This is a genomic window from Microbacterium sp. Y356, assembly GCF_059445355.1.
The window spans coordinates 344540-361544 of record NZ_JCAIUE010000001.1; the positions used below are offsets into that span (position 1 = coordinate 344540).

The window sequence follows — 17005 nt, forward strand, 5'->3', positions numbered from 1 at the left end:
ATTCCTATCTGGTGGGTACGGATACAGGAGAGGAGAAGAGCGGAGAGGGAGAGGTGAGGCTGACGGCTGTGGCCGTCACAGCCCCAGGAACGAGGTGCACGAGCGAGAACATCGCCTGGTCATGACCACTGACCCGGTGCGGGCCGGCATCCATGACTTGGTGATAGGCCAGGGACGGCCCGACCGACACGCTGATTCCGCGCATGGTGGCGGCCAGCGTGTGGTGGAAGTGGCCAGCGAGCACGACGCGGACGTCTGTGCCCTCGACGATGTCGAGGAACTCTTCCGCATCACGAAGACCTGCCTTCGCCAGTGTCGGCATTGGCGATCCCAGCGGCGGGTGGTGCATCGCCACCACCGTTCCGGCGCCGTGCGCGACGCGCAGCTCGCCGATCAGCCAGTCGCGCTGCTCCTCGCCGAGCTCGCCCGCCGAAGAGTCCAGAAGGATCACTCGCAGATCCTCAACGAAGACAGTGCGGTAGTGACCCTCCTCGTGCCCGGACAGGATGCGGGATGCGCCCCGCTCATCGTGATTTCCCAGCACGGTGAACACAGGAACGCCGGTCCGATCTTCGAGTCGTGCGAGTTCACGCTTGAGTGCCGGATATGCACCCGCGTGTCCACGCTGGATGAGATCACCGGAGATCACGATGGCCTCCGGTGTCATACCGGTCTCGCACGCGTACTCGCCGACACGACGCAGTCGCTCAAAGCCGTCGACCGCGCCGTACAGCAGTTCGCCCTCGGTCGCGTGCACGTCGCTCACGTGGAGGATTGTCAGGCGACCAGTCTCGTGGCTCATCGCGTCGCCCCGTCCTTGCGCCGGAGCGCGGCGAGTTGGCGAGCTTCGAGGCCATGCGAAAGGAGATAGTCGGCTGCACCGCCGAACTCATCGACAACCGCGAGGGCGTGTGCAATGGCCTCCGGCGGGCTGTCGAGATGAAGACGCAAGATCTCGGCGTATTCCGCGTCATTCGCGCCCTCGGCCACGCGGTGCGCGTGATCGACACGGGCGTCATAGACGTGAGGGCCCGACAGCGAGTAGTCCTCGACGACGGCGGCTGCGGATGCGCCGGCAGCGAGGCGCGCAAGAGCGACCACGAGGCCGGTGCGGTCCTTCCCCGCTGTGCAGTGCACCAGAACCGCACCCGAAGCATCGGCGATGACGCCCACTGCCTCCGCCAACGCCTCGCCGCGATCGCGGATCAGGGTCTCGTAGATATCCTCAAGGCGACCGATCGACGGCGGCTGCTTACCGTAGAGCGGCACAGAGCGCACCGGGATGCCGTGCTCTTGCGATCCGACCTCGACTTGCTCGCGCAGGTCGAGGATCATCGTCACGCCGAGCTCTCGCAGCCTGGCGGTGCCCGTCGGTCTCAGCGCGTCCGTGGCGCCTGAACGAATGACCCATGGCGCGTTGCCACGCGTGGCTCGAACGTTGAACAGACCGTCGATCCGTAATGCTTCCACGACGACCTCCCGGGTATTGGTGCGCTGATTCCGACGTGCTGGTTTCAGCCGTTTCATCGCGTACGAAACGTTGTTACACCGAGGAGTGTCGTCGCCCACAGTGAACGGCAGGTGACGTGCACGCAACGTCAACGCGAACCATCGCCCACCGCAAGGTGTCGAGGTTACGGGCGACGATCAGTCGTCGATCAGGGCTTCGGCGACGACCGCGCGCATGCCTTCGACATCACGCTGCGAGGTGGCCTGTGCCAGACCCGCGTGGAGTGACTGCAACACGACGAGGTGGCTGAGCCGAGCGAGGAAGGGATCGACCTCGTGCGATGTAGCGATCGGCCCGGTGGTCACAATGATGTCGGCCAGGCGCCCGATCGGCGAACGCGCGTAACTCGTGATGAGCACGATGGTGACGCCTCGTTCGGCCGCCGCAGCGCAGGCGCGCAGCGTCTGCGAGTTCGCGCCAGAGTAACTCAGTGCCAGACACACGTCGCCGGGCGCGAGGGATCGCACCGCGAATTGCTGTCCGAGTGCGTCGATCGGCGCCTCGACTGACCGGCCGAGCGTACTCAGCCGCATGGCGAAATCGTGCAACGGTGGGCCGGAGAATCCGCTTCCTACCAACACGATACGTGCAGCCCGCCGCAGCGCCTCTGTCGCATTCTCGATTTGACGCGGGTCAACGCTCTCCTGCGCAAGGCGGATCGCGTCAACCGCGGCGTCGAAGGATGCGTCGGCCGAATCCGTCCGCTGCTGCGGAGCAAGCGGCGCTGCGCGTGCGACCTCCAGACGCAGGTGCTGAAAGCCGCGAAAGCCCAGGCTCTGACACGCTCTGATGACCGTCGCCGTCGACGTACCAGCCGCCTGCGCAAGTTCGGCAGTCGACCATCCGACGACGTCGTCTGGTCTCGCAAGGATCACTGCGGCGACGCGGCCTTCACTCGGTCCCAGCGCTGATGCTGCCGCCCTGACCCGCGCGAGCGCACCCAGCGGTTGCCGCATCACACTCACGTGTTCTCCCGACGTTGTCCCACACGTCGACGATACCGGTCGGCCACGGGCGGAGCGTACGTCAGCCCTGCAGGCGATCGACGATATCGGCATCGACGTCGCCGGTAATCGCAATGAATTCGCCGTTGACGACCAAAGCCGGCGTTCCCAGTCCCCCGGTTTCGGGGTTGGTGGGCAGTTCGCTGGCCTGGGCGACGACGAACTCCCGATAGGTTCCGTCAGCGATGCACTCTGCAGCAGCCGTGGCGCCGACATCCGCCGCGAGATCAGCCAACTCCTCATCGGTGAGACCGGCCCCTGTCGGTTTCGATGCGAACAACTGCTGGAAGAACGACAACGTGGCATCTGGCGCCTCGCTGGCCACGCAGTAGAGCGCACTTCCCGACCGTTCGGAGAACTGCGTCCCCGACGCCGTATTCAGCCTCGCCAGCGCGACGGGATGCAGCTGAAGGCCGATCTCACCCTCGTCAACCAGTGACTGAATCTCGGGTCCATAAATGTCTTCGAAGTCCTGGCAGTGCGGGCAATAGAAGTCGAACCAAATGGCGACCCCATCCGGACCATCACCGATCGTGATCGCGCCCGAATCCGAATCGATGATCGATCCCTGCGGCGTCACCGAATCGTCGGAGGAATTGTTGAGCCAGACCACGAGACCGCCGAGGCCGACCAACACGACCAAGACACCGATGGAAATCCATAGCGCGAACGCGTTCACGCCGCTTTTCGCGCTGGCCATGCTCGTCCTCTTCTACGCGTTTGTACACGTCTACACGTTGTCTACGCACTGTCGGAACGCACCCGATGCGGTGATGCGTTCCGCGACACGATAGCGCATCCGATACTTTCAACAAGTGACTTCAGCGCAGATCGTGGGAATCGCGCGCATCGCAGGTGCGACGATGATCCTCGGCATCCTCGTCTACGCATATCTGTTGCGCATCGCCGCCGGCGACAGCAACCCGTTCGACTACTTCGGGTACTTCACGAATCAGACGACGCTGCTCACCTGCGTCATTCTGATCGCAACCGGGTCGTTAGCTCTCGTCCGGCGCCCGGTGCCCTCCTGGCTCATCCACGCCAGAGCGATCGCGGTGACCTGTCTCATCATCGTCGGGGTGATCTACAACCTGCTGGTACCGGGCACCGGCTCGGCGCCGCCGTGGGTGAGCTTCATCCTGCACGCGGTCTTCCCGATCGCCGCGCTCCTCGATTGGATGCTCGTTCGCGACCGGCCGTCACTGACCTGGCGTCGGCTGTGGATCGTGCTCCCCTACCCGGTGATCTGGTTGATTGTCGTTCTCGTGCGCGGCGTCACAGACGGGTGGGTTCCGTACGGCTTTCTGCTGCCAGAGCGTGGCGCGCTCTCGCTTTGGCTTCACATCGCGGGCCTGCTGCTCGCGCTTCTCGCTGCGGGCGGCGTCGTGTGGGCTGCGAGCAGGATGCGAGTCGTCGACGTTCAGTGATTTGGCGAGTCGAACTGCTGTTCGGCACGGAGCCGCGTTTCTTCCGCAATCCTCACGAATCGATCGATCACGGTGCGTGTGCTCGCTCTCGCCTGCGCTTCCGGTCGGGTGAGGATGTCAATGTGCCGCCCCATCGCCAACCCTTCAATCGGGCGAAGCACCACATGATCTCGAAAATGTGAGACAAGGCCGGTGTAACGAGGCAACAACCCGACGGCGCGCGTCTCGGCGATGATCGCCGCGACCAGATTGAACTCGTTCACCCGGTGAGCAATCCGGATCGGGGCGCCCGCACTCGCCGCCAGTGCCTGCACGATGAGAGGTTCGAGCGCGTATCCCTCGTGCGCCGCTACCCACGTCTCGTCTGCCAGGTCAGACAGACGCACCGTCCTACGTTTAGCGAGCGGATGCTCGCGATGAAGCGCCACGTCGATCGGCTCCTGCAACACAGGGGTGACGTGCACGCGGCTTGCGGGCCACAGCTCTGCCGTCAAGGGGCGGTGAGCGATCACGATGTCGTGCTCGCTGACCAGGTCGACGAATTTCTCGACCGACACGTCTTCGTCCCGGCAACGCACCATCGGTCCCTCTGGATCAGCAAGGCTGCCCGCGATCAACGACGGAAACCATGCCAAGCCCGCGCTGTGGAAGGCGGTGACGGAAACGAGCTCCTGGCGCGCCTCAAGGTAATCGGCCACCGAGTTCTCCGCGCGCGCCAATGATTCCAGCACCTCACCACCGGCATCTGCAAGCCGTTCACCCGCAGGAGTGAGTACCAGCACTCGGCCTCGCTGCTCGGTGAGCGCAATCGGCACTCCCCTCTGCAACGCAGCGAGCTGCTGTGACACCGCCGAAGCAGACAAGTGCAGGGCCGCGGCCACCGCGGTGACCGATCCCCTGTCTCTGAGTTCGCGCAGTGTCCGGAGGTGATGCACTTCCATGAAGCCCACCTTATGGGATGGTGAAGACAGTGCCCGTTGTTCTGCATGGATCACCATCAGTACCGTGACACGGTGACCCTCTCAGCCTCGCCCCTTCGCCGACTGCTTCCCGACGCAGTGCTCCTACTCGTGGCGATTCTCTGGGGAGGCAGCTATCTCGCCACGCAAGACCTGGCGATGGCCTCATCAGCGGCCGCCGTGATGTGCGCGCGCTTCGTGCCGGCCGCTGTGATTCTGGTAGCCCTGAGCTTCGCTCGCCCACGCACCACGCTTCGACAATCCGCTCTCCCCGGCATTCTGCTCGGATCTCTGCGTGCCGCGACGATCGCGCTGGAGACGATCGGGGTCACCCTCACGAGCGCTACAAACGCAGGCTTGATCATTGCACTGTCTATCCTCCTGATCCCGATTCTCGAATCCACTTTCACCCGGAGGCGTCTTTCCGCACCGCTGATCGGAAGCATCGTGCTCGCGCTCGCGGGGATCGCGCTTCTGGTCAGTGGAAATGGATTCATCACTGTCAACCTCGGCGACGGGCTCATCCTGGTCGCTGCGGTGACGCGGGCGCTTCTCGGTGTGGCAGAAGCGCGGTTCACCGTGGGCAGGGATGCCGATGTCTGGGGGTTGACGACCGTCGAGATCACCTTCGGCGCGATCATCTTCGCGATCTGGGGTGGGAGTTCCCTGCTGGAGCACATGCCTGACTTCACCGCGACGAACTGGCTCGTGGTCGTCTACCTCGTACTGGGCTGCACGATTGTCGCGTTCCTCGGACAGCTGTGGGCCACCAAACACACCTCGGCCTCGCGCGCCGGCATGCTTCTCGGCACGGAACCCGGATGGGCGCTTGTGGTGGGAGTGCTCATCGCCGGAGACCGGATCGGGCCGCTCGGGTTTGTGGGCGCGGCGATACTTCTCTTCGCGACGTGGTGGGGTGCTCGAGCCGAACGTCGCTGGCGTGAACAGGCCACCGGCCCCCTAAGGGAGGACTCGACGGCGCGAGAGAACGCGACGTAATGTCACCATCCCACGCTCTACGATAGAAGCGACGTCCTGGCATCCATCCCCCAGCACAATCGAGGTTCGAGACTTGCAGTACATCTCCACACGCGGCGGCACTCTCGGGCAGTTCTGCGATGTCCTCCTTGAGGGGCTAGCCCCGAACGGCGGACTGGCCGTTCCCGAGCACCTTCCGCAGCTGAGCACCGACGACCTTGAGCGGCTGCGGCTACTGACCTACCCCCAGCTTGCGACCTCGATCATCGGCCTGTTCGCCACCGACATCCCCCGTGAGGATCTCGCTCGGCTCTGCGAGGCGGCATACGGTGGCGGCAAATTCATGGCGGACGAGATCGTCCCCCTGAGCGACATCGGCGAGGGCATGACTCTCGTCGGGCTGTCTGAGGGGCCCACCCTGGCGTTCAAAGACATGGCGATGCAGTTCCTCGGCGAGGCACTGGAGTACGTGCTCGAAAAGAGCGACCGGGTACTAAACGTGCTCGGAGCCACCTCGGGTGACACCGGCTCTGCCGCAGAGCATGCCCTGCGCGGACGCGAGCGTGTCTCCGTCTTCATGCTCTCCCCACAGGGACGCATGAGCGCATTCCAGCGCGCACAGATGTATTCATTGCAAGACGAGAACGTGCACAACATCGCCGTCGAAGGAGTCTTCGACGACTGCCAGAACCTTGTCAAGCGCCTCTCAACCGACCTCGATTTCAAGCGCGCACACAGCCTTGGCGCGGTGAACTCGATCAACTTCGGCCGCATCTCGGCCCAGATCGCGTATTACGCGTGGGCATGGCTGCGCGTCACGGATACGCTGCCGGAGGCCGAGCGCGCCGGCTTCGAGGTGTCTTTCGCGGTGCCATCTGGCAACTTCGGGAACATCCTCTCCGGCCACTATGCCAAGAGCATGGGCGTCCCCATCCGCAAGCTCGTGCTCGCCTCGAACGAGAACAACGTGCTCGACGAGTTCTTCCGCACCGGCCACTACCGCCCGCGTAACGCCGAGAACACTCTTGCGACCTCGAGCCCTTCGATGGATGTCTCCCGCGCCTCCAACCTGGAGCGCTTCGTCTTCGACCTGCTCGGACGCGATCCGGAGCGCACCGCCGCCGCGTGGCACGAGCTCGAAGAGCGCGACGAGATCAACCTCTCCGCCGAGCTTGATCGCTTCCTCCCCGAGTTCGGCATCGTCAGCGGCACCAGCACGCACGACGACCGCCTCGCGACGATCCGTGAATTCTCCGAGAAAAGCGGGGTCATCCTCGACCCGCACACCGCCGACGGCGCCAAGGTCGCCCGCGACCACGTCGAACCCGGTGTACCCATGCTTGTTCTCGAGACGGCGAAGCCTGCGAAGTTCGCGGAACTCATCGCAGAGGCGCTCGGCACTACGATCGAGCCAGATGCGGAGACTCGCGCACTCCTCGATGCCCCGCAGCGTGTGGTGAAAATGGCCGACGACGAGCAGCAGCTTCGCGCCTATATCTCCGAGCACGCGCTCGGCTGAGGCTCGGCTCATGGGCGACAAGGTCGACTTCAAGAAGACGATCGATGCATACCGAGCCCACAAGGGTCGATTCGACGTCGTCGATGTTCCCGCGCTGAACTACCTCATGATCGACGGGCACGGCGATCCGAACACCTCTGCCGAGTTCACCTCGGCCATCGAGGCGCTCTACCCCCTCGCATACGCGCTGAAGTTCGCCAGCAAGAACACGCTCGACCGTGACTACACCGTCATGCCCTTGGAAGCACTGTGGTGGGCGGACGACCATGCATCATTCACGGCATCGCGTGACAAGTCGAAGTGGGACTGGACGCTGATGCTCATGCAGCCCGACTGGATTGATCACGAGATGTTCGCTGATGCCGTCGCGAGGGCCGCGGCGAAGAAGGCGGAAGCACGCTTTCATGAAGTGCGCTTCGGGTCATTCACCGAAGGAACCTGTGTACAGACTTTGCACGTCGGCGCTTTCGACGACGAGGCCATAGTCCTCGCCGAAATGCACGACGTCGTCATCCCTCAGCACGGGCTGCAGATGACCGGCAAACACCATGAGATCTATTTCAGCGACCCGCGCAAGGGCGATCCGACCAAGCGCCGCACACTCCTGCGCCAGCCGGTCGCACCTGTTGCTCCGCTCAGCTGATCGCAACCGCCACAGCAGTGACGATGATCGCGAGCAAAGGCATCCCACCCTGCATCGCCGCTGACTTCGCCAACTTCGGGTTCGACAGCACCAGCACGAGAGCCGCCGCCACCATCATTCCGGTGCCAGCGAACACCAAAGTCAGGCCGACTGTCGCCTGCCCCGAGAGCAGAAGCGCGATGCCGAGCAGCACCGTGAGCGCCAGGAAGAGATTGTAAAAGCCCTGGTTGAATGCCAGTGGCTTCATGGTCTCGGCATCCTCTTCACTGGCGACGCCGAAGATCTTGCGAGTTTCCGGCTCCGTCCACCTCAGTGACTCGAGGGCGAAGATGAAGACGTGGAATGCGGCAGCCGCCGCAGCGAGGACCAGACCGATTATGAGCATTGTCTGATTGTCCACCATGACGGGTGTGTTTCAGAGCAGGAAAATAGACAACATTCCTGGATTGTGCGCGTGCACCAGCACCGCGAACACCACCGCGTCGAACAGCAGGTGCACCGTGACGACGTAGGCAAGCGAGTGCGTGCGCAGGAAGATGTAGCCCTGCAACAGCGCGAACGGGATCGTCAGCAGCGGCCCCCACTCGCGGTAGCCGAGCTCCCACAGGAACGACACGAACACGACCATCTGCAGCACGTTTGCGAGAGCGTCCGGAAAGTGTCTGCGCAGCAATGCAAAGACAGTGCAGATGAAGAACAGCTCATCCCAGATTCCCACCGCGCCGACCCCGACGAACAGTCGCGCGATCAGCTCGGGCGAGTCGACTACCGGCCAGTTCTCGTACACCCCACTGGTGATGAAGTAGAACGGCAGGATCAGCCAGCCAAGGACCAGCACCGCGATCAGCCACCCCCATTGCAACTTCCCCCAGCGCTTGCGCGTTCGCCACGGGAAGCTGATCGCGCGGTCACGGAATACGAATCGTGAGATCAGATAAGGCACGGCCACGGCGCCACCGAGCGCGAGCGTGAATCGCAGCATCGCCATGTTGTCGAGTTCGGCCGCCAAGGGGATGACGCTGACGATGAGCATGCCGATCGCGATGAGCGAGAGGTCTCGTGTAAGCGAAGGGGATGCCGAGATGTCGCGCGCGGATTCCAGACGTGACCCGACACGCACCGTCGGCCGCTGCACGGGCCAGCGCCGTTCGACCACCCAGGCGGCGACGATTCCGACCGCAAGCAGTACCCAGCCCAGCCAGGTCCACTGTGCGACGAAGAACGCAGGCGCTGCGAGGCACACCAGTACGGCGGGGACGAGTCCTGGCCCCCACCCGGTCGAGGCGCGCGTCACGCCCGAGACACGCGTCACGCCCGAGGCTTCCGCCGGTAGACGAGGTCGCGGATGTCGCGTCCCTTGTCGATTCCCTTGCGTTCGAAAGAGGTCATAACACGTCCGTCGAAACGCCCTGCCCAGTCGCCTTCGAACGCACGCTCCAGCTGCGGCTCGGCATCCAGTACCTGACGCATCTGGCGCGCGTAGTCCTCCCAGTCCGTGGCGAGTCGGAGCAGGCCACCGTCTTCGAGCGCGCGGGCAGCGGTGGCGCCGAAACCCTCGCGGATCAGCCGACGCTTGTTGTGGCGTGACTTGTGCCATGGGTCGGAGAAGAAGATCCAGACCTCCGCAGCGCTGCCCTCCGGAAGGTAGGTTGCCAGGACTTCTGGCGCATTCGCCTCGACGAGTCGAAGGTTTCGCACCCCCGCCTTATCTGCATCGAGCATGGTGCGCGCAATTCCCGCACGGAACACCTCTACAGCCAGGAAATCATCGTCAGGACGAGAGGATGCCGCTGAGATGATCGCGTGCCCCTGGCCGGATCCGATCTCGACGATCAGCCGGGCATCGCGGCCGTACGTCGCGGCAACATCCAGACTCGCATCCGTGTGGACGCTTGTCTCGGCGTCTCCACGCGGGACGTCTAGGAAGTACTGCGGTGCAAGTTCGGTGAACGCTCGCTCCTGAGCCTCAGACATCCGCCCGCTCCGGCGTACGAAGGAGACCGGCTCATCACGGAAAGTGCGGGGATCATGCATACCTCAAGGGTATCTGTCAGGGAGCGGTCACGAAGTCGATGAGTTCCTCGACGCGGCCGAGCAGCGCCGGCTCCAGATCACGATAGGAGTTCACCTTGCTGAGGATGAATTGCCATGCGCGACCCGTATCGCCCTGAGTCTCGTACGGCCAGCCGAATGCCTTGCAGATTCCGGTCTTCCAGTCTGTGCCCCGCGGAATCTCGGGCCAGCGAGCAATTCCGAGTGTTTTCGGAGTGACGCACTGCCAGACATCGATGAACGGGTGCCCGACGATCTTCAAGTGCCGGCCATGCGGCCCGCGCATGATCGCATCCGTGATCCGCGATTCCTTGGAACCCGGCACCAGATGATCCACCAGCACCCCGTAGCGCCGCGTCGGGTTCGGTGGCGCGCTCGCCAGCAGCTCGTCGAGCTTGTCGACCCCCTGCAGGAACTCGACGACGACGCCTTCGATTCGCAGGTCAGCGCCCCACACCTTCTCGACAAGTTCCGCGTCGTGCTTTCCCTCCACCAGGATGCGGCTGGGCAGTGCAATGCGCGCACGCTGGTCGGCGACTGCAACCGAGCCGGATGCCGTGCGCTTGGTCGTTTGCTTGGCCAGAGCGGGCGGGATCAGACGCACCGGTTTGCCATCGATCATGAACCCGCCACCGAGCGGGAAAAGTCGCTTTCGTCCATGGAAATCCTCAAGTTCCACATTGCCGCCCTGGACTCGCGTCACAGCGCCGCAGAAACCGTCCTGAGCCACCTCAACCACTAGGTCGCGCTCTGCGGCGACGGTCGCCACTTGGGCTGCCCCACGCTCCCGCCATCCCGCAGCGAGCACATCCGAGCCATACATGTCGTCCATGCCTTCCAGCGTATGTGTCTGCGCTGATGGCGAACGGAGTTCACGCGTTGGATGCTGTCGCGTGTCGGTCGCTGTGCATAGACTCGTTGCATGGGGCACGGCGGCCGGTCGGAGGGAATGCGTATGAAGACGAGGTGGCTGACTGCGGCCGCGGTGACGCTCGCCGCTCTGCTCGGAGCATTCTCCGCGTCTGCGGCATTCGCTACTGACCCACTCCCCCTCGATCCTGGCTACGTCACCGATGCTGCCGGCGTGTTGAGCGCTAGCGAGAAGCAGTCGGCTGAAGACCGCCTCCAGGAACTCACCGAAAATTCGACGGCAGATCTCTTCGTCGTCCTCGTGGATGACTTCACCTCTCCGTCGGAGTACACCGCATGGGCCGACCGGGTCGCCGAGATCAACAATCTCGGCCCGGAGCAGTACCTGCTGGCGATCTCAACCGAGGGACGCAACTTCTATATTTCTGCGGCTGAAGACGGACCGCTGAGTTTCAGCAAGCTCGACGACATCGAAGACAAGATCCAGCCCCTGCTCGCACAGAGCGACTGGCATGGCGCGATCATCCTCGCTGCCGATGAGGTTCAGGGCGACGGCGGAGCCGGTGCCTTGCGGGTCTTCTTGATCATCGCGGGCATCGTGGTCCTTGCGCTCGTAATCTGGCTGGTCGTCGCGCTGATCAGACGCGCTCGCAAGAATGCCGAGATTCGCAGACGCGGCGCCATGCCGGAAACCCCCGACCCCAATGACCCGTTCTCGACGTTGACCGACGAGCAGGTCGAGACTCAGGCGGGTTCCGCGCTCGTGCAGGCTGACGATGCGATCACCTCGAGCCGTGAGGAGCTCGGCTTCGCTGTGGCGCAGTTCGGAGAGGGCGCGACCGCTGCGTTCAGCGGCGCAATCGAGGCGGCAAGCGCCAAGATGTCAGAGGCCTTCGACCTCAAGCAGAAGCTCGATGACGAGATCGAAGATACTGTTCACGATCGTCGGGCCTGGCACATCCGCATCATTCAGCTGTGCGATGAGATCGATGATCTCCTCGATGACAACACCGAGGCGTTCGACGCGCTCCGCAAACTCGAGCAGAACGCGCCGCAGGAACTCGAACGTGTCCGTGGCGAACGCGCACAGTTGCAGCCGGTTCTGGACGGTGCCGCACCCGCGCTGGCCGCACTGTCTGCCGCTTATGACGCAGAAGCGCTGAACACAGTCGCCGACAACCCCACACAGGCGCAGGAGCGTGCGGCCCTCGCTGACCGCTCCATCGATGCCGCAGCGCAGGCGATTGCTGCAGGCAGCTCAGGCGAGGCAGCATTCGCGATCCGCACGGCCGAGCAGTCCGTCGCCCAAGCCGCGCAGCTGGCACAGGCAATCGACAAGCTCGGCACAGAGCTCGCCGAAAGCGAGAGGCAGTCCAGGGCACTGATTACCGAGTTGCGCAGCGACCTCGCCGCCGCTCAGCAGCTGCCTGATACTGCAGGAGCAATCGCCGCGGCTACTGCGGCGACTGCCGTCCAGCTGCAGCAGGCAGAGGCGAATCTCACCGGTTCCGCACGTAGCCCCCAGCGAGTGCTCGAAGCGCTCACCGCTGCGAACACCCAGATCGACGCCGCAATCGCCCAGGGCAGGGAGACGGCCGAGCGCGCGCACCGCGCGCAGCTGATGCTCGAGCAGACTCTGACGCAGGCGACCTCAGAGGTCCGCGGCGCTCGCGACTACGTCGAGACCCGGCGTGGCTCGGTCGGATCCACCGCCCGCACGCGATTGTCTCAGGCGCAGGCCGCGCTCACGCAGGCGGAGAGCCTTCGTGCGAGCGATCCCCAGGCCGCCCTCGCAGAGGCGCAGCGTGCCCTCGATCTCGCCCGACAGGCACGCTCCTCAGCGCAGTCGGATGTGAACGGTTACGACCGCGGCCAATACCAGGACGACAACTGGGGCGGTGGCATCTTCGGGGGCTCGTCACGGGGGTCCAACAACTCTGGCCTAGGCGGCGACATTCTCGGTGGCATCATCGGCGGTCTGCTCGCCGGCGGTGGCAGTGGCGGATCATCGCACCGCAGCAGCTGGCGTTCCAGCGGCAGCAGCGGCGGCGGATTCCGCAGCTCCGGCTTCGGTGGTGGCAGTCGCTCCAGCGGCCGCAGCGGACGCTCCGGAGGGGGGCGCTTCTAACATCTCTCCCCTGTTCTCACGACGTGCACAACTTCAAAAGACTCCGTCTCAACCGAAAGGAAACACAATGACCAAACAGTCCATCTTCGGTCGCATCTCCACGCTGATGAAGGCCAACATCAACTCGATGATCGACTCTGCGGAAGACCCGCAGAAGATGATCGATCAGCTCGTGCGCGACTACACGAACAATGTCGCCGACGCCGAGGCAGCGATCGCCGAGACCATCGGGAACCTGCGCCTCCTCGAGCGTGACCATGAAGAAGACGTCCAGTCTGCAAAAAACTGGGGCAACAAGGCTCTTGCCGCGAGCCGGAAGGCCGACGAGCTGCGCGGAGCGGGCGACGCCAGCGACGCCGACAAGTTCGACAGTCTCGCGAAGATCGCGCTGCAACGCCAGATCGGCGCCGAGCGTGAGGCGGCCGGGGCAGAGCCGACCATCAGCTCGCAGACAGAGGTCGTCGACAAGCTCAAGAGCGGGCTGAACGGCATGAAGGACAAGCTCGGCGAGCTCAAGGCGAAGCGCAGCGAGCTGCTCGCTCGCGCGAAGGTCGCCGAGGCGCAGACCAAGGTGCAGGATGCCGTCTCGTCGATCAACGTGCTCGACCCGACCAGCGAACTCGGCCGCTTCGAAGACAAGGTTCGCCGCCAGGAGGCACTTGCAGCCGGCAAGGTGGAGCTTGCAGCATCCAGCCTCGACGCACAGTTCGAGAGCCTGGAAGATCTCGGTGAGCTCACCGAGGTCGAGGCCCGACTTGCCGAACTGAAGGCCGGCAGGCCGCAGTCACAGCTCGAGTCCTGAGACTCCGGATGTCCCGGGCCGACGTGCCCGGGACATCCCCATTCACTTTTGGAGGTCCCTGTGGCCCGCTTTCTCGTGGTTCCACAATGGCAGGGCTCTCCTGCCGCGCGCGCGATGCTGCTCGTCGACGGCGCATCTGCAATCGCGGGTGATCTACCCCGCAATGCGACGACCGTTCTCGACGTGCCGATTGAGGCGGGCGATTCACTCGGCACCGGTGTGCACCGGCTGAGCTCGATCCAGCGAGTTCGTTCTTTGGTCGCCGATGCGATGGCACCAGACACAGTCATCGTCGGTGGCGATTGCAGCGTGACGGTTGCCGCATTGAGTGCGATCGATTACGACGACGTCGCTGTCGTGTGGTGCGATGCACACCCAGACCTGCACCTCCCAGAGTCCTCGCCCTCTGGTGCGTACTCAGGTATGGCACTGCGCAGCATCCTCGGCGAAGGCGAACCGCAGCTCGCACTCTCCCCCGCAATCTCGCGCGATCGTGTGATCGCCGTCGGCGCGCGTGTCATCGACGACGCCGAGGAGGCGTCGCTCGCGACACTTACCCGGCTGAGCGTCGACGATCTGAGCGACCCTGACGCTCTGGCTGACGCCGTCGCGGCGACCGGCGCGAAGCGGGTCTGGGTGCATATCGACGTCGACGTGCTCGACCCCGCCGAAATCGCGGGCGTCTCTGACGCGGCACCGTTCGGCATCAGTCCTGCCGCGCTGGCTGCCGCTGTTCGCGCGCTCCGCGCGCGCGTGCCTCTAGCTGGTGCGACAATCGCCGGTTTCGCGCCACGGTCACCGGTGGATGCTGTCGATGACCTCGGCACGATCCTGCGACTCGTCGGCGCCATCGCATGAGTTCAGACTGGCAACCAGCCGCCGAGGCGTCGCTCGCGCAGGGGCGACGCTTCGACCGACGCATCCCCTCGTTCCTGCTGCGTTCGCCGATCAGTCGACTTGGCTACGCCTGGGGCACCGGCGTCGGCTGGCTATGGGGAGGGCTGTGGAGCACAGGCCCCATCGAACGCAGACAGGGTCTATGGGTGTTTCGCGGCATGCCGAAGTGGACGTTCAATCGCGGTGGTGTGTGCGTCGGCGGATGCTTTCTGACCGGAGACACGAACCCGAGCGAGGCCATGCTGCGACACGAGGCGGTGCACAAGGCGCAGTGGCTGCGCTACGGATTCCTGATGCCGGTGCTCTACCTGTTCGCGGGCCGCAACCCGCTGCGCAACCGCTTTGAGATCGAAGCGGGGCTGGAAGACGGGAACTACGTGCGTCGCTGACGTTGTTCAGCAGTCGGCGCGGAGTGACTACCAGTCGGCACTCAGCGGCAGGCGCTCAGTGGTCAGCAGACAGCAGACCGAAGCGCTCGGGCGTCTGGATCATGGAGACCGGCACCTCGAGTGAGTCAGTGAGGTGCTCGACGATGTCGGCGGTACCCAGGTATCCCCCGAAAAGTGTCACCCGCGTGGGCGTCGCATCGTCGCACAGCATCTCATCTGCCCATGCGCAGGTGGCTCGAGCCAGAGCCGCACCAGGTGCACACGAGCGCCCGGTGCCCGGGGCGCCGGAACGCGATGAGCGTGCGAGCCAGGTGACCGTCATCCGAGCCGGAACATCGACAACGCTGATGTCGCTCACCTCGGGAACCTCGATGAAGACGCGGCCAGAGGCGCACATCGGGAGCGTGGCCAGGAAGACCTCGAGTTCGACCAGAGAGTTCTCGTCAGCGGTCACCAGGTGATGCGCGCTCAGACGTGCGGCTCGGCGCTGGGCGCGTCCGCTGCGAACGAAGGTGGAGGTCGTCATGATCCCCAAGCATAGCACCGGTGAAGGGTTGCCTAACCTTGGTCGCTTTCAGTCTTCTACAAGTGCGGTTCGCAGATCTGCGAGTTCGGCATCCGTGAGCCCATTCGCGACGAGGTACTCAGCTGCCGAACCCCAACGTGCATCCACCTCGTCCAGCAGGCTCCGCATGACTTCGGCAGGCGACAACGTGGCCAGAGCCACCGCGTGCTTGGCCTCGGGATGCTGCGTCTGCAGGAACGTCACGATCTTGCGATTTCGTTCCTGGGGCAACTGCGACGCCGTGAGCGCGTAGTCAGCGATGATCGCTCCCCGATCTGCGCCGACCGCCGCGAGGGCGAGCGCGACAGTGACACCGGTGCGATCCTTGCCAACCGTGCAGTGCACGAGCGTCGACTCACCACGTGCGATCACGCGGATCGCATCCACAAGTCGTTCGCCGCTCTCCTCGAGCAGTTGGCGATACATCTGATCGAGGCTGAGGTCGTCGTCGAAAAACGACGCAACCGATCCGAGAAAAAGCGGCAGATGGGTCGTCGCGATGGCCTTCGTCGCTGAGGGCGCTGCAGCCACCTCCTGTCCATCGCGCAAATCGACAACGTGAGTGACGCGTCGCTCCAACTCAGCAACGCCCGCATCTGTTGCTGCGACGAGATTTCCCGATCTCAGAAGCTTGCCCTCGCGAATCCGCCCATGCTGAGTCGGCATCCCGCCGACATCGCGGAAGTTGAAGACACCATCGACCTGGATGACGGTCACGCGGTCACCTGCGCACCGCGCGCCGGAACCGGGTAACGGCCGGCGATGACAACGCGATTGAAGGCGTTGATCGAAATGCACGCCCAGCTCAGCGCTGCGTACTCCTTCTCAGTAAAAACACTGCCGACCCTGTCGTATACCTCGTCAGGGATGCCATCCTCGTGAATGAAGGTGAACGCTTCAGCGAGCTCCAGGGCAGCGCACTCACGATCAGAGAAGACTCCGCTCTCTCGCCAGGTGGGGATCTGCGTGAGGGTGTCTGCGTCGATTCCTGCCGCGGCAGCGCGATCGACGTGCACGCGCGTGCAATAGGCGCACCCATTGAGCTGCGAACTGTGGATCATGACGAGCTCCTTCAGCCGGTCATCAATCCCGTTCTCCGCACAGATCTGCCCCACAGTCCGCGAGAACGCATCCAAGGCCTGGTAGGCCGTCGGCTCGGTCTTGGACAGGTGCACCCGCGTCTCGCTCATGTCTCAATGATAGGACGGCACGCTGACAGACTCACCCTCGAGCGAGATTCAATATGACAAGCAAAAACCAAG

At 64.0% G+C, this 17005-nt stretch carries 20 protein-coding genes; 8 read left to right on the forward strand and 12 right to left on the reverse strand.

Annotated features, from left to right (window positions below):
- Window positions 1–4 precede the first annotated feature (4 nt).
- The 4 genes from AC1C2Q_RS01770 to AC1C2Q_RS01785 all read right to left on the reverse strand — a co-directional run bounded on the left by AC1C2Q_RS01770 (window position 5) and on the right by AC1C2Q_RS01785 (window position 3214).
- The gene (locus tag AC1C2Q_RS01770) at window positions 5–802 is read right to left on the reverse strand and encodes a metallophosphoesterase family protein (protein ID WP_495448772.1); all 798 of its coding nucleotides are present in this window, start codon (window positions 800–802) and stop codon (window positions 5–7) included.
- Window positions 799–1470, reverse strand: coding sequence for a tyrosine-protein phosphatase (locus AC1C2Q_RS01775; RefSeq protein ID WP_495448773.1), 672 nt, complete (start codon window positions 1468–1470; stop codon window positions 799–801). Before AC1C2Q_RS01775 ends, AC1C2Q_RS01770 begins: the two co-directional genes overlap by 4 nt.
- Window positions 1471–1647: 177 nt before the next feature.
- Complete coding sequence (locus AC1C2Q_RS01780) at window positions 1648–2466, reverse strand: MurR/RpiR family transcriptional regulator (protein ID WP_495431672.1); 819 nt, start codon at window positions 2464–2466, stop codon at window positions 1648–1650.
- Window positions 2467–2536: 70 nt separating this feature from the next.
- Entirely contained in the window at window positions 2537–3214 is a 678-nt protein-coding gene (locus AC1C2Q_RS01785; protein WP_495448774.1) for a DsbA family protein, read from the reverse strand.
- Between the two features lie 115 nt (window positions 3215–3329).
- Here AC1C2Q_RS01785 and AC1C2Q_RS01790 point away from each other — a divergent pair, with 115 nt between their 5' ends.
- Window positions 3330–3941 carry a Pr6Pr family membrane protein gene (locus AC1C2Q_RS01790; RefSeq protein ID WP_495448775.1) on the forward strand — a complete coding sequence of 204 codons (612 nt, stop codon included), beginning with the start codon at window positions 3330–3332 and terminating at the stop codon, window positions 3939–3941.
- Here AC1C2Q_RS01790 and AC1C2Q_RS01795 read toward each other — a convergent pair.
- On the reverse strand, window positions 3935–4882 hold the full coding sequence (locus AC1C2Q_RS01795; RefSeq protein ID WP_495448776.1) for a LysR family transcriptional regulator: 948 nt from the start codon (window positions 4880–4882) through the stop codon (window positions 3935–3937). The two genes, AC1C2Q_RS01790 and AC1C2Q_RS01795, sit on opposite strands and share 7 nt — an antisense overlap.
- A gap of 72 nt (window positions 4883–4954) precedes the next feature.
- On the opposite strand from AC1C2Q_RS01795, the gene AC1C2Q_RS01800 reads away from it, so the two are divergent.
- The 3 genes from AC1C2Q_RS01800 to AC1C2Q_RS01810 all read left to right on the forward strand — a co-directional run bounded on the left by AC1C2Q_RS01800 (window position 4955) and on the right by AC1C2Q_RS01810 (window position 8040).
- Window positions 4955–5899 carry a DMT family transporter gene (locus AC1C2Q_RS01800; RefSeq protein WP_495448777.1) on the forward strand — a complete coding sequence of 315 codons (945 nt, stop codon included), beginning with the start codon at window positions 4955–4957 and terminating at the stop codon, window positions 5897–5899.
- A gap of 73 nt (window positions 5900–5972) precedes the next feature.
- A complete protein-coding gene (gene thrC, locus AC1C2Q_RS01805; protein ID WP_495448778.1) occupies window positions 5973–7397 on the forward strand; it encodes a threonine synthase in 1425 nt (474 codons plus the stop codon).
- Window positions 7398–7407: 10 nt separating this feature from the next.
- Complete coding sequence (locus tag AC1C2Q_RS01810; protein WP_495448779.1) at window positions 7408–8040, forward strand: GyrI-like domain-containing protein; 633 nt, start codon at window positions 7408–7410, stop codon at window positions 8038–8040.
- On the opposite strand, the gene AC1C2Q_RS01815 is transcribed toward AC1C2Q_RS01810, so the two are convergent.
- From AC1C2Q_RS01815 to AC1C2Q_RS01830, 4 genes are read right to left on the reverse strand one after another with little or no spacing between them, the layout of a single operon-like run.
- Complete coding sequence (locus AC1C2Q_RS01815) at window positions 8033–8425, reverse strand: DUF1304 domain-containing protein (protein WP_495429356.1); 393 nt, start codon at window positions 8423–8425, stop codon at window positions 8033–8035. The genes AC1C2Q_RS01810 and AC1C2Q_RS01815 overlap by 8 nt on opposite strands.
- Before the next feature lie 30 nt (window positions 8426–8455).
- Window positions 8456–9334, reverse strand: a complete 879-nt coding sequence (locus tag AC1C2Q_RS01820) for a CPBP family intramembrane glutamic endopeptidase (protein WP_495450525.1) — start codon at window positions 9332–9334, stop codon at window positions 8456–8458.
- Between the two features lie 14 nt (window positions 9335–9348).
- Window positions 9349–10074: a tRNA (guanosine(46)-N7)-methyltransferase TrmB gene (gene trmB / locus AC1C2Q_RS01825; protein WP_495448780.1), complete on the reverse strand. Its 726-nt coding sequence runs from the start codon at window positions 10072–10074 to the stop codon at window positions 9349–9351.
- Between the two features lie 16 nt (window positions 10075–10090).
- Window positions 10091–10924: a DUF3097 domain-containing protein gene (locus tag AC1C2Q_RS01830; protein ID WP_495448781.1), complete on the reverse strand. Its 834-nt coding sequence runs from the start codon at window positions 10922–10924 to the stop codon at window positions 10091–10093.
- A 123-nt stretch (window positions 10925–11047) separates the two neighbouring features.
- Here AC1C2Q_RS01830 and AC1C2Q_RS01835 point away from each other — a divergent pair, with 123 nt between their 5' ends.
- From AC1C2Q_RS01835 to AC1C2Q_RS01850, 4 genes are all read left to right on the forward strand, one after another.
- Window positions 11048–13090 (forward strand): TPM domain-containing protein, encoded by a 2043-nt coding sequence (locus AC1C2Q_RS01835; protein ID WP_495448782.1) that lies wholly within the window; start codon window positions 11048–11050, stop codon window positions 13088–13090.
- Between the two features lie 67 nt (window positions 13091–13157).
- Entirely contained in the window at window positions 13158–13892 is a 735-nt protein-coding gene (locus tag AC1C2Q_RS01840; RefSeq protein WP_495448783.1) for a PspA/IM30 family protein, read from the forward strand.
- Between the two features lie 60 nt (window positions 13893–13952).
- Window positions 13953–14750: an arginase family protein gene (locus AC1C2Q_RS01845; protein WP_495448784.1), complete on the forward strand. Its 798-nt coding sequence runs from the start codon at window positions 13953–13955 to the stop codon at window positions 14748–14750.
- Complete coding sequence (locus AC1C2Q_RS01850; RefSeq protein WP_495448785.1) at window positions 14747–15178, forward strand: Fe-S oxidoreductase; 432 nt, start codon at window positions 14747–14749, stop codon at window positions 15176–15178. Before AC1C2Q_RS01845 ends, AC1C2Q_RS01850 begins: the two co-directional genes overlap by 4 nt.
- 55 nt (window positions 15179–15233) lie before the next feature.
- On the opposite strand, the gene AC1C2Q_RS01855 is transcribed toward AC1C2Q_RS01850, so the two are convergent.
- From AC1C2Q_RS01855 to AC1C2Q_RS01865, 3 genes are read right to left on the reverse strand one after another with little or no spacing between them, the layout of a single operon-like run.
- A complete protein-coding gene (locus AC1C2Q_RS01855; protein WP_495429363.1) occupies window positions 15234–15704 on the reverse strand; it encodes an SIP domain-containing protein in 471 nt (156 codons plus the stop codon).
- A 48-nt stretch (window positions 15705–15752) separates the two neighbouring features.
- Complete coding sequence (locus tag AC1C2Q_RS01860; protein WP_495429364.1) at window positions 15753–16460, reverse strand: tyrosine-protein phosphatase; 708 nt, start codon at window positions 16458–16460, stop codon at window positions 15753–15755.
- On the reverse strand, window positions 16457–16933 hold the full coding sequence (locus tag AC1C2Q_RS01865) for a carboxymuconolactone decarboxylase family protein (RefSeq protein WP_495429365.1): 477 nt from the start codon (window positions 16931–16933) through the stop codon (window positions 16457–16459). Before AC1C2Q_RS01865 ends, AC1C2Q_RS01860 begins: the two co-directional genes overlap by 4 nt.
- Between the last annotated feature and the right edge of the window lie 72 nt (window positions 16934–17005).